Consider the following 14,157-nt stretch of genomic DNA (forward strand, 5'->3'; position numbering starts at 1 on the left):
GCGCGGTTTCGCCCCCCTCCCTTTGTTCTATGCCCCCACACAGCACGGTGTGGTGTATCCGATCCTCCACCGCCTGCCGGGGCCCGCGGGCGCGGGGGGGGGGGGGGCGCCCCCCCCCCCCCCCACCACCTTCGCCCTGTCCGCCGCGACTGGAGACCCGCCCATGCGCACCCGCACCCGCACCCCTCTGTACGGTCTGCTCGCCGGCCTGCTCCTGCTGGGCGCGGGCCTGTTCCTCCCCGCCTCCGCCGCGAGGGCGGCGGACAACGGCACCTGGGGGGTCTTCCCGACCCCGCCGGCCGGTGCGGCGATGACCGACCGGGCGTACTTCTTCCACCAGGGCGCGGCCGGGACGGCCGTCGCCGACAGCGCGACGATCATCAACTCCTCCGACCGGGAGCTGACGTTCCAGGTCTTCGCCACGGACGCCGTGAACACCCCGTCGGGCGGCGCCTTCGCGCTGCTGCCCGTGGAGACGAAGCCCAAGGACATCGGCACCTGGATCGCCCTGGCGCCGGAGGCGGCGGGGACGGTCACCGTGCCTCCCAAGGGCCGCAAGGACGTCCCGTTCACCGTGAAGGTGCCGTCGGACGCGACGCCCGGCGACCACGTCGGCGGGATCGTGGTCCTGAACACCGAGGTGGAGGGCGTGCGCGAGGAGGGCAAGGTCCAGGTCGGGGTGAAGCGCTCGGTGGGCGCCCGGCTGTACTTCCGGGTCCCCGGGCCGGTGACCGCGGGGCTGAGCGTGCAGGACGTGCGGGTCAGCCGGTCCGCGCCGGCGCTGCCGTGGATCCAGGACGCCCGCGCGACCATCACGTACGCCCTGGTCAACCGGGGGAACGTCGTCGTCGAGCCCCGCGTCACCGTCTCCGCCGAGGGGTTGTTCGGGCGCGAGGTGCTGGACCGGCCGGCCCGCGAGCTGAAGCTCGTCCTCCTGCCGGGGCAGCGCGTCGAGCTGACGGAGCCCTGGCCGGACGCGCCGCAGTCCGACTGGGTGACGGTACGCGTCGCGGCGGGCGCGGCGGCCCACCCCGATCTGGTCTCCGCGGCCGAGGCGGACTTCGTCGCCGTGCCGTGGCCGGCGGCGGGCGCGCTGCTGGTGCTCGCGGGGGCCTGCACCGCCCTGTGGGCGCTGCACCGCCGCCGGGCCCGCGACGCGCGGCTCCCCGCCTCCGCACCGGACGTGGCCCGGGTGCGCTGACGGGGGCCGGTGAGAGGGCAGCGGAAACCCCCGGCCGGTGAGGGTGGGCCGGGGGTCCGCGGTTCGGGGTGCTCCGAGGGGCGTGGGCAGCGGCCCGCGTCAGTGGTTGCGGGGGAAGCCCAGGTCCACGCCGTCGGGGGCGTCCGAGGGGTCCGGCCAGCGGGTGGTGACGACCTTGCCGCGGGTGTAGAAGTGAATGCCGTCGTTGCCGTAGATGTGGTGGTCGCCGAAGAGCGAGTCCTTCCAGCCCCCGAAGGAGTGGTAGCCCACCGGCACCGGGATCGGCACGTTGACGCCGACCATGCCCGCCTCGACCTCCAGCTGGAAGCGGCGGGCGGCGCCGCCGTCGCGGGTGAAGATCGCGGTGCCGTTGCCGAACGGCGAGGCGTTGATGAGAGCCACGCCCTCCTCGTACGTCGCGGTGCGCAGGACGCACAGGACCGGACCGAAGATCTCGTCGCGGTAGGCGTCGGAGTCGGTCGTGACGTTGTCGAGCAGGGAGAGGCCGATCCAGTGGCCGTTCTCGTTGCCCTCCACCGTGTAGCCGGTGCCGTCCAGGATCACGTCGGCGCCCTGGGCGGCCGCGCCCTCGACGTACGAGGCGACCTTGTCGCGGTGGGCGGCGGTGATCAGCGGGCCCATCTCGGAGGCCGGGTCGTTGCCGGGGCCGATCTTGATCTTCTCGGCGCGCTCGCGGATCTTGTCCACGAGGGTGTCGGCGATGGAGCCGACGGCCACGACGGCGGAGATCGCCATGCAGCGCTCGCCGGCCGAGCCGTAGGCGGCGGAGACGGCCGCGTCGGCGGCCGCGTCCAGGTCGGCGTCCGGGAGGACGAGCATGTGGTTCTTGGCACCGCCCAGCGCCTGGACGCGCTTGCCGTTGGCGGAAGCGGTCGTGTGGATGTGGCGGGCGATCGGGGTGGAGCCGACGAAGGAGACGGCCGAGATGCCCGGGTGGGCGAGGAGCGCGTCGACGGCGACCTTGTCACCGTGGACGACGTTGAGGACGCCCGCCGGCAGACCGGCCTCGGTGGCCAGCTGGGCCAGCTTGTTCGCGGCCGAGGGGTCCTTCTCGCTCGGCTTGAGGATGAAGGTGTTTCCGCAGGCCACGGCCAGCGGGAACATCCACATCGGCACCATCGCCGGGAAGTTGAAGGGGGTGATGCCCGCGACGACGCCGAGCGGCTGGCGGATCGAGGAGACGTCCACGCGGCTGGACACGGACGTCGACAGCTCGCCCTTGAGCTGGGTGGTGATGCCGCAGGCCAGCTCGACGATCTCCAGGCCGCGGGCGACCTCGCCCAGCGCGTCCGAGTGGACCTTGCCGTGCTCGGCGGTGATCAGCTCGGCGATCGCGTCGCGGTTGGCGTCGAGCAGGGCGCGGTAGGCGAACAGCACCTTGGTGCGGGCGGCCAGCGAGGACTGGCCCCAGGACGCGTACGCCTCCTGGGCGATCCGTACCGCCGCGTCGACCTCCTCGGCGGAGGCGAGCGCGACCTGGGTCGTGACCTCGCCGGTGGCCGGGTCGGTGACCGGGCCGTAGTTGCCCGACGCGCCCTCGACGGTCTTGCCACCGATCCAGTGGTTGACGGTCTTCATGCCTTGCTCCTTCACAGATGGCGACGTCGCTGCGCGGCTTGCCGGTCGTACGCTTCACGGGCTTCGGCCGCCGCCTCACGGGTCGCGGTCTCGGCCACAGGAACATCCCACCACGCCTGTGCCGGGGGTGGGCCCGACACAGTGTCGGGCGTTCGGGTCTGTACGTAGACACATGTGGGACGCGTCGCCGAGCGGGCCTCGGCGAGGGCTTCACGCAGGTCACGCACGGTGCGGGCGCGGATGACGGCCATCCCGAGTGAGGCCGCGTTCGCCGCGAGATCCACCGGAAGGGGGTCCCCCGTGTACGAGGCGTCGGGCGCCCGGAAGCGGTACGCGGTGGCGAAGCCCTCCCCGCCGACGGCCTGCGACAGGCCGCCGATGGAGGCATAGCCGTGGTTGTCGAGGATCACCACCCGGACCGGGACGCCCTCCTGGACGGCGGTGACGAGCTCGGTCGGGTTCATCAGGTACGTCCCGTCGCCGACGAGCGCCCACACGGGCCGGCCCGGCGCGGCGAGCGCCACGCCGATCGCGGCCGGGATCTCGTAGCCCATGCAGGAGTAGCCGTACTCGACGTGGTACTGGTCCGCCGAGCGGGTCCGCCACAGCTTGTGCAGGTCGCCGGGGAGCGAGCCGGCCGCGTTGACCAGGATGTCCGTGCCGTCGACGAGCGCGTCGAGCAGCCCGAGCACCTGTGTCTGGGTGGGCGGGAGGTCCTCGTCGGCGGCGGGTACGGCGTAGGCCGCGTGGACGCGGGCCTCCCAGCGGGCCCGGCCCCGCCGGTACGCCTCCTCGTACGCGGGGGCGACGCGGTGGCCGAGGACCGCCTCCCGGAGTTCGTCGAGGCCCTCGCGGGCGTCGGCGACCAGCGGCCGGGCGGCGAGCTTGTGGGCGTCGTACGGGTCCAGGTTGAGGCCGACGAACCGGACGGCGGGGTTCTGGAAGAGGGTCGTGGAGGCGGTGGTGAAGTCCGTCAGCCGGGTCCCGGCGGCGATCACCAGGTCGGCTTCCCGGGCGAGGTCGGCGGCGGCCGCGGTGCCCGTGTGCCCGATGCCGCCGACATCGGCCGGGTGGCCGTGCGGGAGGGCGCCCTTGCCCGCCTGTGTGGCGGCGACCGGGATGCCGGTGGCCTCGGCGAACGCCGCGAGGGCGGCCCGGGCGCCGCTGTGGCGGATGCCGCCGCCGGCGATGATCAGGGGGCGCGCGGAGCCCCGTACGGCCGTGGCGGCCGCGGCGAGCTCGGACCGGTCGGGCCGGGGCCGGCGCACGCGCCAGACCCGCTCGGCGAAGAACTCCTCGGGCCAGTCGTACGCCTGCGCCTGCACGTCCTGCGGCAACGCGAGGGTGACGGCGCCGGTCTGCACGGGGTCGGTGAGCACCCGTACGGCCTGCAGGGCCGCCGGGATCAGCGCCTCGGGCCGGGTGACGCGGTCGAAGTGGCGGGAGACGGGCCGCAGGGTGTCGTTGACGGAGACGTCGCCCGCGTACGGCACCTCCAGCTGTTGCAGCACGGGGTCGGCGGGACGGGTCGCGAAGGTGTCCCCGGGGAGCAGGAGCACCGGGATCCGGTTGATGGTGGCGAGGGCGGCTCCGGTGACGAGGTTGGTGGCGCCGGGCCCGATGGAGGTGGTGACGGCGTGCGCGGAGAGCCGCCCGCACTGGCGGGCGTACCCGACGGCCGCGTGCACCATGGCCTGCTCGTTGCGTCCCTGGAGGAAGGGCATCGCCTGCGGGCCCGCCTCCAGCAGCGCCTGCCCGACGCCGGCGACGTTCCCGTGGCCGAAGATCCCCCAGGTGGCGGCGATCAGCCGGTGGCGCTGCCCGTCCCGCTCGGTGTACTGGCGGGAGAGGAAGCGGACGAGGGCCTGCGCGACGGTGAGTCTCATCGGGGGGCCTCCGCCTCGGGGAAGGGTGCCCCGGGACGGGACGCCCCGGGGAAGGGCAGCCGGGGGTCGGTCTCCGCACCCGGCCAGGTGGCGCGGATCCAGCCGTGGTCGGGGTGGTCCCGGATGAGCCACTCCCGGGTGCGGCCGGGGCCCGCCATCACGTTCAGGTAGTACATGTCGTGCCCGGGCGCGGCGATGGACGGGCCGTGCCAGCCGTCCGGGATGAGCACGGCGTCGCCGGTGCGCACCTCGGTGAGGATGTCGGTCTTCCCGGCCGGGGAGGGGCTGACCCGCTGGTACCCGATGCCGGGGGTGTCGCCGTGAGGGGCGATCTCGAACCAGTAGATCTCCTCGAGCCGGGACTCCTCGCCGGGCCGGTCCTCGTCGTGCTTGTGGGGCGGGTACGAGGACCAGTTGCCGCCGGGGGTGAGCACCTCGACGGCGATGAGCCGGTCGCACGCGAAGGAGCCGGCGGCGGCGAAGTTGTTGACCTGACGGGAGCAGTTCCCGGCGCCGCGCAGCTCGACGGGGACGTCGGCGGCCGGGCCGTACCGGGCGGGAAGGCGGCGGTCGCAGCGCGCCCCGGCGAGCGCGAACCGGCCGCCCGCGGCGGAGGTGACGCTCGCGTGCGCGTCCCGGGGCAGGTACGCGAAGTCGGTGGGCCCGCCGAACACCCCCGGGCGGCCGCGGAGTTCGAAGTCGTACGCGCCGCCGCCGGATCCGGGGTCCGGGCCCCCCTCCCGGCCGCCGACCCGGCAGGACCCGGACAGCGGGAGCACGATCCACTCCGCGTCCCCGCACGGGTGCGCGTACGTCTCCCCCGGTTCGAGGGCGAGCACGAGCAGCCTCGTCCACTCCATCCCCCACTCAGACACCACCGGCACGGCCGAGCACCTCCTCCACCTCGTCGGGAAACGGCATCGCGGTGGAACAGGCCAGCCGCGTGGCCACGATGGCGCCGGCCGCGTTCGCGTACCGCACCGTCCGCTCCAGGTCCCATCCGGCGAGCAGCCCGTGGCACAGCGCACCGCCGAACGCGTCGCCCGCGCCGAGGCCGTTGACCACCTCCACCGGTACGGGCGGGACGTCGGCGACCGTGCCGTCCCGGTGGACCGCCAGTACCCCGTCCGGGCCCCGTTTGACGACCGCCAGCTCCACGCCGGCGGCCAGCAGCGCCCGCGCCGCCGCGTACGGCTCGGACGCTCCGGTGGCGACGGCGCACTCCTCCTGGTTGCCGACGGCCACCGTGGCCAGGGCCAGCGCCCGTTCGTAGTACGGCTCCGGTTTCTCCCGCCACAGCGTCGGCCGCCAGTCCAGGTCGAAGACCGTGGTCCCGGCGCGGCCGCGGGCCTCCAGCGCGGCGAGGGTGGCGGAGCGGCTCGGCTCCTCGCTCAGGCCCGTCCCCGTCATCCAGAAGACCCGGGCCGCACGGAGCGCGTCCAGGTCCAGCTCGTCGGTCTCGATCTCCAGGTCGGGCGCCTTGGGCAGGCGGTAGAAGTAGAGCGGGAAACGGTCGGGCGGGAAGATCTCGCAGAAGGTGAGCGGGGTGGGGAGCCCCTCGACCTCGGACACCCACCGGTCGTCCACGCCGAGGCGGCGCAGCTCCGCGCGCAGGTACCCGCCGAAGGGGTCGGCTCCGGTGCGGGTGACCACCGCGGTCCGGCGCCCCAGGCGGGCGGCCGCGACGGCCACGTTGGACGGGGAGCCGCCGAGGAACTTGCCGAAGGTGTCGGCCTCGGCGAGCGGTACGCCGGTCGTCAGCGGGTAGAGGTCCACCCCGATCCGCCCCATCGTGATCAGGTCGAAGCCCAACGGGTCGCCGGTCACTGTCACGGTCGCTCCTCCCACTCGCTCGTTCACCTCGTCGTCTCCCGTTCCGTCGCGCGCCGCCTGCGCGGCGTCGTGGCGGCGTCTTCCCCGACGCGCCGCACCCACTGGGCCGTGGGCCGCGCCGTGGGCCGCGCCGCGCGCCGCCCCGTGCGCCGGACCGTGCGCGCTCTACGCCACCGCACGCACCGCCCTACGCCGTTCTGCGCACCGCCGTCACCGTCCTCTTCGCCGCCCCCTCGTGCCTCGCACCCTAAGGTGGCCGCTATGACGTCCTCCCCGCCCGCGTTGACCCGTATCCGCATCGGTTCGGCTCCGGACTCCTGGGGTGTCTGGTTCCCCGAGGACCCTCTCCAGACCCCCTGGGAGCGGTTCCTCGACGAAGTCGCCGACGCCGGGTACGAGTGGATCGAACTCGGCCCGTACGGCTACCTGCCCACCGATCCCGGCCGCCTCACCGAGGAGACGGCCCGGCGGGGGCTGCGCGTCTCGGCGGGAACCGTCTTCACCGGACTCCATCACGGGCCCGCCGTGTGGGAGGACACCTGGGAGCACGTGTCGCGGATCGCGGCGCTCACCCGGGCCGCGGGCGCGGCCCACCTCGTCGTCATCCCCTCCTTCTGGCGGGACGACAAGACAGGGGAGGTGCGCGAGGACCGCACGCTGACCGCCGCCCAGTGGCGCGACCTGGCCTCCCAGACCGAGCGGCTGGGCCGGGAGGTCCGGGACCGCTACGGACTGCGGATCGTCGTGCACCCGCACGCCGACACCCACGTCGACACCCCGGAGAACGTGGCCCGCTTCCTGGACGCCACCGACCCGGACCTGGTCTCCCTGTGCCTGGACACCGGGCACTACGCGTACTGCGGCGGCGACAGCGTCCGGGCCCTGGAGACCTTCGCGGAACGGATCGGCTACCTCCACCTCAAGCAGGTGGACCCGCACGTCCTCGCCGAAGTCGTCGCGGAGGGGCTCCCCTTCGGCCCGGCGGTCGCCCGCGGGGTGATGTGCGAACCGCCGTCGGGGGTACCGGCCCTGGAGCCGGTGCTGCGGGCGGCCCAGCGGCTCGGGGTGGACCTGTTCGCGATCGTGGAGCAGGACATGTACCCCTGCCCGCCCGGCCGGCCGCTGCCGATCGCCCGGCGCACCCTGGCCTACCTGCGCTCCTGCGGCGCCCGCTGACCCTCCGGAAGGGAATCACCACATGAGCACGCTCGGCATCGCCGTCATCGGCACCGGGAAGATGGGCACGGACCACGTCCGACGGATCGGACGGACCGTCGGCGGGGCCAGGGTGGTGGCCCTGGCGGATCCGGACGGGGACCGGGTCAAGGAGGTGGCGGGCGCCCTGGACGGGGCCGGCGCGTACACCGACCCGGCGGCCGCGATAGCCGCGCCCGGGGTGGACGCGGTCCTGATCGCCTCCCCCGGGCCGGCCCACGAGGAGGCCGTCCTGGCGGCCCTGGAGCGGGGGCTGCCGGTGCTGTGCGAGAAGCCGCTGACCCCGGACCCGGCGGGCGCCCTGCGGATCATGGAGGCCGAACAGCGGCTGGGGCGGCGCCTGGTGCAGGTCGGGTTCATGCGGCGGTACGACGCCGAGTACGAGCGGCTGAAGGAGCTGCTGGACGCGGGCGGGATCGGCCGGCCGCTCTTCCTCCACTGCCGGCACCGCAACGCGGCCTCCCCCGCCTTCTTCACCAGCGACATGCTCATCACGGACTCCGTGGTGCACGAGGTGGACGCGGCGCGCTGGCTGCTGGGGCAGGAGGTCACCGCGGTGTCCGTCCTCTCCCCCACCCCCTCCTCGGCGGCGCCGGAGGGGCTGCGGGACCCGCGGCTGGTCCTGCTGGAGACCTCCGGCGGCGCCGTCGTCGACGTGGAGATCTTCGTCAACTGCGGTGTCGGGTACCAGGTGCGGTGCGAGGCGGTCGGCGAGTCCGGCAGCGCCCGGATCGGAGACGGGCACGCGATGGTCGTACAGGCGGCGGGCCGGTGGGGCGGGGAGATCCCGCAGGACTTCACGGTGCGCTTCGCCGACGCCTACGACCGGCAGCTGCGGAGCTGGGTGGCCGCGGCCGCGCGGGGCCGGGTGGCCGGACCGGACGCCTGGGACGGGTACGCGGCGTCGGCCGTCTCGGAGGCGGGCCTGACGGCGGCGCGCGGCGGCGTGCGGACCACGGTCGAACTGGTGGAACGTCCGCCCCTGTACCGCTGACCCCCGCTCCGGCCCGGCGGGCCGCGCCGCCGCCGGACCGGTGTGTCGCATCTGTCACAGGGGTCCCGCTTGTGTCACACATATCCGCATTACGCGGGGTTTCCGTCACAGGCGGTCTACAGCCCCTCCCCTGCCCTCACCCTGCGTCGTTCCCCGGGCACAACTCGAGTGATCGTCAGTGTCCACGCGCCGGCTCCCCCGACGGCCTCCCGGCCGGCCCCGCGGCGTGGACAAGGAGGTGTCGTGCATGAGCGACCGACAGCTGTGGTCGTACAAGGAGATCGCCGCCCACATCCGGGTCCAGCCGGACACCGTCCGCTCCTACCGCAAGCACGGGCTGCTTCCCGCACCCGACCACGTGGAGGGCGGAAAGCCCTACTGGTACGCCGACACCATCCGCACCTGGGTGTCCCGCCGCCCGGGCAACCGGGGCCGCCGCGACGACTGACCGTCCCCGGCCGGGACCCCGCCACCGCCCGGTGGCCCGGGGCCGGGCCTACCGGGCCTACCGGGCCCCGGCCGGTATCCGCTCAGCCCCTCCGGACCCCGCCCCGGACCCCGCCCCGGGGTCCGGACCCGGATCCCGGCCCGCCTCGGGACCCGTTTGCGGACCGGGCCCCGGAGCGGCGGGCTCCCCCTCGCTCAGCCCGAACCGCGCGTGCATCCGGCGCAGCGGGCCCGGCGCCCACCAGGTGGCCTTCCCGGTCAGCTTCATGACCGCGGGAACCAGCAGGCTCCGTACGACCATGGCGTCCATCAGGACCGCCAGGGCGATCCCGAGCCCCAGCATCTTGGTGTTGGTCACCCGCGAGGTGCCGATGGCCACCATCACCACCGCCAGGATCACGGCGGCCGCGGTGATCAGTCCGCCGGTGCGGGCCAGTCCCGCGCTCACGGCTCCCTCGTGGTCCCCGGTGCGGTCGTACTCCTCCTTGATCCGGGATATGAGGAACACCCCGTAGTCCATGGAGAGTCCGAAGGCGATGCAGAACATCAGCACCGGCAGCGTGGTCTCTATGTCACCGGTCGAGGTGAAGGAGAGCAGGCCCGAGAGGTTGCCCTCCTGGAAGACCCACACCACCGCCCCGAACATCGCCGTCAGGCTCAGCGCGTTGAGCAGGATCGCCTGGACGGGTATCAGGACGCTGCCGGTGAGCAGGAACACCAGCAGCAGCGTGGCCAGTACCACCAGGGCCAGGGCGGCGGGGAGTTCCTCCGCTATGGCGTCCTGGGCGTCCACGAGGACCGCCGCCTGTCCGGTCACGGACGTCTCGAAGGGCGCGTCCACCTTGCGCACCTCGCCGACGAGGTCCTGTGCTCCCGGGCCCACGGCCTCGCCGTCGGCGGCCACCGAGAAGTAGGCGTACGGCGAGCCGGGGCCGGCGCTCACCGGGCCGTCGATCCGGACCACCCCGGGCAGTGCGCCCAGCCGGTCCCGGTACGCGGTGAGGTCCTCGGGTCCCGCCGCCCCCTCGGCCAGCACGATCAGCCCGCCTCCGGGGCTGCCCGGGAAGCCGTCCCGGATCTGCTGCTGGACCAGGTGCGACGCGGCGGTCGCCGGCAGCTGCCGGTCGTCCACGGTGCCGAACCTCACCCCGAGGAAGGGCAGGCCGAGCAGCAGCAGCCCCGCGGTGGTGGCCACCGCGAACAGCGGGGCGCGCCGCATCACCAGCGCGGTCGTCCGCGCCCAGCCCCGGCCGCTCTCCCCGGCCTCCGGCGCTCCTGCGGTACGCCGGCCCCGGCGCCACAGCGCGCGCAGGTCCAGGGAGTTGACCCGGTGGCCCAGCAGGACCAGGGCCGCGGGCAGCAGGATCAGCGCGGCGCCCGCCGCCAGCAGGACGACCGCGACCCCGGCGTAGGCGAAGGACCGCAGGAAGTACATCGGGAAGAACAGCATCGCCGAGAGCGAGACGGCGACGGTCAGCGCCGAGAACAGCACGGTGCGGCCGGCGGTGCGCAGCGTCGCCCCGACGGCGCGGGCCGGGTCCCGGCCCGCGGCGAGTTCCTCGCGGAACCTCCGCACGATGAACAGGGCGTAGTCGATGGCGAGTCCGAGCCCGAGGGCGGTGGTCAGGTTCTGGGCGAAGACCGAGACGTCGGTGAACTCGGTGAGGCCGCGCAGCACCGCGTTCGTCCCGAGGACGGCCACGATCCCGACGCCGAGCGGCAGCAGGGCGGCCACCGCGCTGCCGAAGACGAGGACGAGCAGCACGAGCGTCACCGGCAGGGCGATCAGTTCGGCGCGCAGCAGGTCCTCCTGGATCGTCGCGGTCACCTCCCGCTGGACCGCGGCCTGCCCGCCGAGGGAGACCCTGACCGGTCCGTGGTCCCCCTGGTAGCGCGGGGCGAGCCGGTCGAGCACCCGGGTGGCGGTCTTCTCGTCGCCCGTCACCCGGGCGGCGATCAGCGCCTGCCCGCCGTCCCCGGAGCGCAGCGCGGGTGACGGCGTGCGCCAGTACGAGCCGACGCCGGCGACCCCCCGCTCGGCGGCGAGGCGCACCGTCAGCCGCTCCGCCTCGGCCGCGACGGCGGGATCGTCCACTCCGGCGGCGGCGCCGTCCCGGGCCTGGACGAGCAGCAGCAGGTTGGGCTGGGAGCCGGGGAACTCGCGTTCCAGGACCGAGGCCGCGCGGGTGGACTGGGCGTCCGGGTCCTCCCAGCCGCCGCTGCCCATCCGGTCGGCGACGCCGCCTCCCGCGAACACGGCCAGGGCCGTCACGACCAGGGCGAGCAGCAGCGAGAGCCGCGGCCGGGCCGTGACGATCCGGGTCCACCTGCCGCTCTCCCCGGGCGGCGGCGGATTCTTGACTTCGGACATGACTCGGTGTCCCCTTCACCTGATTGCCAGGCTGAATACACTGGCGAATACGAGCAGTCGCTCGCGTTCACTCAGAATGCGAGCGACCCCTCGTGTTTGTCAATCACCCACGGGAAGCAAGGGATTGGACATGCCGGGGACACCCCAGGACAAAACGCCAGAAGAAGCGGGAACACCGGCGCCGTCCGACAAAGACACGGCCGCGGACACGGCCGCGGACACGGCCGCGGACACGGCTGCGGACACGGCCGCAAACACGGAGACGGCCGCGAGCACGACCACGGCCGCGGCCACCGCCCCCCGCCGCCGCCAAGCCCGCGGTGAGCGGCGGATCAGCCAGCTCCTGGCAGCCGCCGCGGGCGTGTTCTGCCGTACCGGATACGCCGCGGCCAGCACCAACGCCATCGCGCGCGAGGCCGGGGTCTCGCCGGGCACGCTCTACCAGTTCTTCCCGAACAAGGAGGCCATCGCGATCGAGCTGGGCGGCCGGCTGCTCCGGAGCGCCCACGAGACGCACGGCCAGGCCTTCCTGCCCGAGAACCTGGGCCGGCCCCTGCCCGAGCTGCTGGACGCCGTCCTGGACCCGGTCATCGCCTTCAACTGCGAGAACCCGGCGTTCTGGGCGCTGATGCACGGCTCCGGCGTCCCGGGCATCACACAGGAGCACGAGGAGCTGCACTGCAACCTGCTCACCCGGATCGAGGCCGTCCTGCACGGCTTCGCCCCCGCGGCCACGCCGGCCGAGCTCACCCACACCTCGAACATGATCCTGGGCATCTTCAAGTCGTCGCTGGACCTGATCCTCGCCCACGAGGGCGCGGAGCGCGCCGCCTACACCGCCGAGCTGAAGACCGTCCTGCTCCGCTACCTGGAACCCATGGTCACCACGACTCGCTCCCGGTGACCCGGTCCGGGCGTCGGCCGCCCGGCCCCGACCCCTCCCCCGGCCCCGGCTCCTCCCCCGTCCCGGCCCCGCCCCCCGCCCCGGAGCCCGCTCGCAGCCGCAGCCCCACCAGCGGAAACACCAGTACGGACAGCATCCCCGCCCCCACCAGCGCCGCCGCCTCCCCCGGCTCGACCTTCCCGTCCTGCACCCCCATCGTGGTGATGGCGACGACCAGCGGCAGCGCGGTGGAACCGAACAGCACCAGGGCCGACCGGTCGCGCCGCCCGAGGTCCCGCGGGGCCAGCAGCCACATCGGAAGCCCCCGCACCACCAGGAAGAGCAGCAGGAACACCGGGACCAGGAGCAGCGCCCACCCGCCCCCGAGCAGCGCCTCCAGGTCGAACCCGATCCCGGTGACCACGAAGAACAGCGGCACCAGGAAGCCGAAGCCGAGCGCCTCGACTTTCGACAGCACTGTCCCGCTGCTCTCCGGCGCGGCCCCCTGGAGCACCAGCCGGGTGATCAGTCCGGCCGCGAAGGCGCCGAGCAGGATGTCGAGCCCCATCGCCTGGGCCAGCGCCAGCATGCCCACCAGCATCAGCATCACCAGCCGTACCGCGAACTGCGCACTGCTGTGCAGGGTCTTGGCGATGACGCGGGAGAACCACGGGGGCTTGGGCCGCAGCGCCCAGAACACGGCCGCCGCCGTCAGCAGGCCGAAGGCCACCAGCAGGGCCGCCGAGCGGGCCGGCGCCCGCCCGCTCAGCAGCAGCGCCATGGCGATGATCGGCCCGAACTCGCCGACCGACCCCATCGCCATCATCACCGTGCCGAACCGGCTCTTGAGGTCCCCGGCGTCCCTGAGCACCGGCAGGATGGCGCCGAGCGCGGTGCTGGTCAGCGCGGTGCCGATGTAGACGCCCTTGTCGAAGCCACCCCCGTCGGAGAGCAGGATCCCGGCCCCGAGCCCCAGGACGAGCGTGATCGTCCAGGCCCACACCGAGCGCTTGAGGGTGTCCCCCTTGATCCGGTCGAACTGGACCTCGTAGCCCGCCAGGAAGATCAGCATCGCCAGGCCGAGCTGGCTCAGTACGTCGATCACCTGTCCGGAGCTCGCCCATCCGAGCACGTCGGGCCCCATGAGGATGCCGAGCAGGATCTCGAAGATGACCAGCGGCACGGCCAGCCAGCGCGAGAACCCGTAGGCGAGGAGCGGGGCGAGCACGGCGGCGGCCATGATCAGAACGAGGGTGCCCGGTTGATCCATATCCGCCATTTACATATACCTCGCCCGTATCGTCCACCTCAAAAGACCGGACGCGCATCCTCGCTTCGATACCCCCTAGGGGTATAGTCTCGAAGGGTCGGAGGAACAGGCTGGAGAAATCCGCCGCCCCCGGTGACCGGACCCACCCCTCATGAGGAGAACGACATGACCGCCGAGACGGACACCCAGACCACCACCGTCTACCGCGTGACCGGCATGACCTGCGGGCACTGCGAGGGCGCGGTGACCACGGAGCTCTCCGCCCTGCCCGGCGTCAGCTCGGTCAAGGCCGTCGCCGCGACCGGCGAGGTCACCGTGGTCTCCGCGGCCCCGCTGGCGGACGAGGACGTACGCGCCGCCGTGGACGAGGCGGGCTACGCGTTCGCCGGCCCCGCCCAGCCGTAACCGGCGCCACCGCTCCCCACCCGGGCGGCATCCCGCCCCCCGAAGCACCCGCA

12 protein-coding genes are annotated in these 14,157 nt (G+C 73.8%); 6 read left to right on the plus strand and 6 right to left on the minus strand.

Translation table 11 applies throughout. From position 1 onward, the window contains the following. Positions 1-163: 163 nt before the first annotated feature. Positions 164-1,201, plus strand: coding sequence for a WxL protein peptidoglycan domain-containing protein (locus ABT106_RS15000; RefSeq protein WP_351276741.1), 1,038 nt, complete (start codon positions 164-166; stop codon positions 1,199-1,201). Between the two features lie 99 nt (positions 1,202-1,300). On the opposite strand, the gene ABT106_RS15005 is transcribed toward ABT106_RS15000, so the two are convergent. From ABT106_RS15005 to iolC, 4 genes are read right to left on the minus strand one after another with little or no spacing between them, the layout of a single operon-like run. Further along, positions 1,301-2,800, minus strand: coding sequence for a CoA-acylating methylmalonate-semialdehyde dehydrogenase (locus tag ABT106_RS15005; RefSeq protein ID WP_351276744.1), 1,500 nt, complete (start codon positions 2,798-2,800; stop codon positions 1,301-1,303). 11 nt (positions 2,801-2,811) lie between these two features. Beyond that, positions 2,812-4,686 (minus strand): 3D-(3,5/4)-trihydroxycyclohexane-1,2-dione acylhydrolase (decyclizing), encoded by a 1,875-nt coding sequence (iolD, locus tag ABT106_RS15010; protein WP_351276747.1) that lies wholly within the window; start codon positions 4,684-4,686, stop codon positions 2,812-2,814. Then, positions 4,683-5,546 (minus strand): 5-deoxy-glucuronate isomerase, encoded by an 864-nt coding sequence (gene iolB, locus ABT106_RS15015; protein ID WP_351276810.1) that lies wholly within the window; start codon positions 5,544-5,546, stop codon positions 4,683-4,685. Before iolB ends, iolD begins: the two co-directional genes overlap by 4 nt. 7 nt (positions 5,547-5,553) lie before the next feature. After that, complete coding sequence (iolC, locus tag ABT106_RS15020) at positions 5,554-6,519, minus strand: 5-dehydro-2-deoxygluconokinase (RefSeq protein ID WP_502979377.1); 966 nt, start codon at positions 6,517-6,519, stop codon at positions 5,554-5,556. 261 nt (positions 6,520-6,780) lie between these two features. Here iolC and ABT106_RS15025 point away from each other — a divergent pair, with 261 nt between their 5' ends. The 3 genes from ABT106_RS15025 (at position 6,781) to ABT106_RS15035 (ending at position 9,176) form a co-directional block, all read left to right on the plus strand. Then, the gene (locus ABT106_RS15025) at positions 6,781-7,695 is read left to right on the plus strand and encodes a sugar phosphate isomerase/epimerase family protein (protein ID WP_351276750.1); all 915 of its coding nucleotides are present in this window, start codon (positions 6,781-6,783) and stop codon (positions 7,693-7,695) included. A gap of 22 nt (positions 7,696-7,717) precedes the next feature. Continuing rightward, positions 7,718-8,728 (plus strand): Gfo/Idh/MocA family protein, encoded by a 1,011-nt coding sequence (locus tag ABT106_RS15030; RefSeq protein ID WP_351276753.1) that lies wholly within the window; start codon positions 7,718-7,720, stop codon positions 8,726-8,728. A gap of 247 nt (positions 8,729-8,975) precedes the next feature. Next, entirely contained in the window at positions 8,976-9,176 is a 201-nt protein-coding gene (locus ABT106_RS15035; protein ID WP_267799541.1) for a helix-turn-helix transcriptional regulator, read from the plus strand. 57 nt (positions 9,177-9,233) lie between these two features. Here ABT106_RS15035 and ABT106_RS15040 read toward each other — a convergent pair whose 3' ends face one another. Continuing rightward, on the minus strand, positions 9,234-11,546 hold the full coding sequence (locus ABT106_RS15040) for an MMPL family transporter (protein ID WP_351276757.1): 2,313 nt from the start codon (positions 11,544-11,546) through the stop codon (positions 9,234-9,236). Positions 11,547-11,676: 130 nt separating this feature from the next. On the opposite strand from ABT106_RS15040, the gene ABT106_RS15045 reads away from it, so the two are divergent. Further along, positions 11,677-12,450, plus strand: coding sequence for a TetR/AcrR family transcriptional regulator (locus ABT106_RS15045; RefSeq protein ID WP_351276761.1), 774 nt, complete (start codon positions 11,677-11,679; stop codon positions 12,448-12,450). Here the strand turns inward: ABT106_RS15045 and ABT106_RS15050 are convergent. Beyond that, positions 12,428-13,699 (minus strand): cation:proton antiporter, encoded by a 1,272-nt coding sequence (locus tag ABT106_RS15050; protein WP_351276816.1) that lies wholly within the window; start codon positions 13,697-13,699, stop codon positions 12,428-12,430. The two genes, ABT106_RS15045 and ABT106_RS15050, sit on opposite strands and share 23 nt — an antisense overlap. A gap of 165 nt (positions 13,700-13,864) precedes the next feature. Between ABT106_RS15050 and ABT106_RS15055 the strand changes: the two genes are divergently transcribed. Then, positions 13,865-14,104 carry a heavy-metal-associated domain-containing protein gene (locus ABT106_RS15055; protein ID WP_351276764.1) on the plus strand — a complete coding sequence of 80 codons (240 nt, stop codon included), beginning with the start codon at positions 13,865-13,867 and terminating at the stop codon, positions 14,102-14,104. The last annotated feature ends 53 nt before the right edge of the window (positions 14,105-14,157 follow it).

Source organism: Streptomyces sp. NPDC002044, assembly GCF_040296725.1.
GTDB classification, from domain to species: domain Bacteria; phylum Actinomycetota; class Actinomycetes; order Streptomycetales; family Streptomycetaceae; genus Streptomyces; species Streptomyces antarcticus.

What these genes read in the sequence shown, in the direction of transcription:
- ABT106_RS15000 (WP_351276741.1), top strand. Translation starts at nt 164, where the DNA reads ATGCGCACCCGCACCCGCACCCCTCTGTACGGTCTGCTCGCCGGCCTG.
- ABT106_RS15005 (WP_351276744.1), bottom strand. Translation starts at nt 2,800, where the DNA reads ATGAAGACCGTCAACCACTGGATCGGTGGCAAGACCGTCGAGGGCGCG.
- iolD (WP_351276747.1), bottom strand. Translation starts at nt 4,686, where the DNA reads ATGAGACTCACCGTCGCGCAGGCCCTCGTCCGCTTCCTCTCCCGCCAG.
- iolB (WP_351276810.1), bottom strand. Translation starts at nt 5,546, where the DNA reads ATGGAGTGGACGAGGCTGCTCGTGCTCGCCCTCGAACCGGGGGAGACG.
- ABT106_RS15025 (WP_351276750.1), top strand. Translation starts at nt 6,781, where the DNA reads ATGACGTCCTCCCCGCCCGCGTTGACCCGTATCCGCATCGGTTCGGCT.
- ABT106_RS15030 (WP_351276753.1), top strand. Translation starts at nt 7,718, where the DNA reads ATGAGCACGCTCGGCATCGCCGTCATCGGCACCGGGAAGATGGGCACG.
- ABT106_RS15035 (WP_267799541.1), top strand. Translation starts at nt 8,976, where the DNA reads ATGAGCGACCGACAGCTGTGGTCGTACAAGGAGATCGCCGCCCACATC.
- ABT106_RS15040 (WP_351276757.1), bottom strand. Translation starts at nt 11,546, where the DNA reads ATGTCCGAAGTCAAGAATCCGCCGCCGCCCGGGGAGAGCGGCAGGTGG.
- ABT106_RS15045 (WP_351276761.1), top strand. Translation starts at nt 11,677, where the DNA reads ATGCCGGGGACACCCCAGGACAAAACGCCAGAAGAAGCGGGAACACCG.
- ABT106_RS15050 (WP_351276816.1), bottom strand. Translation starts at nt 13,699, where the DNA reads ATGGATCAACCGGGCACCCTCGTTCTGATCATGGCCGCCGCCGTGCTC.
- ABT106_RS15055 (WP_351276764.1), top strand. Translation starts at nt 13,865, where the DNA reads ATGACCGCCGAGACGGACACCCAGACCACCACCGTCTACCGCGTGACC.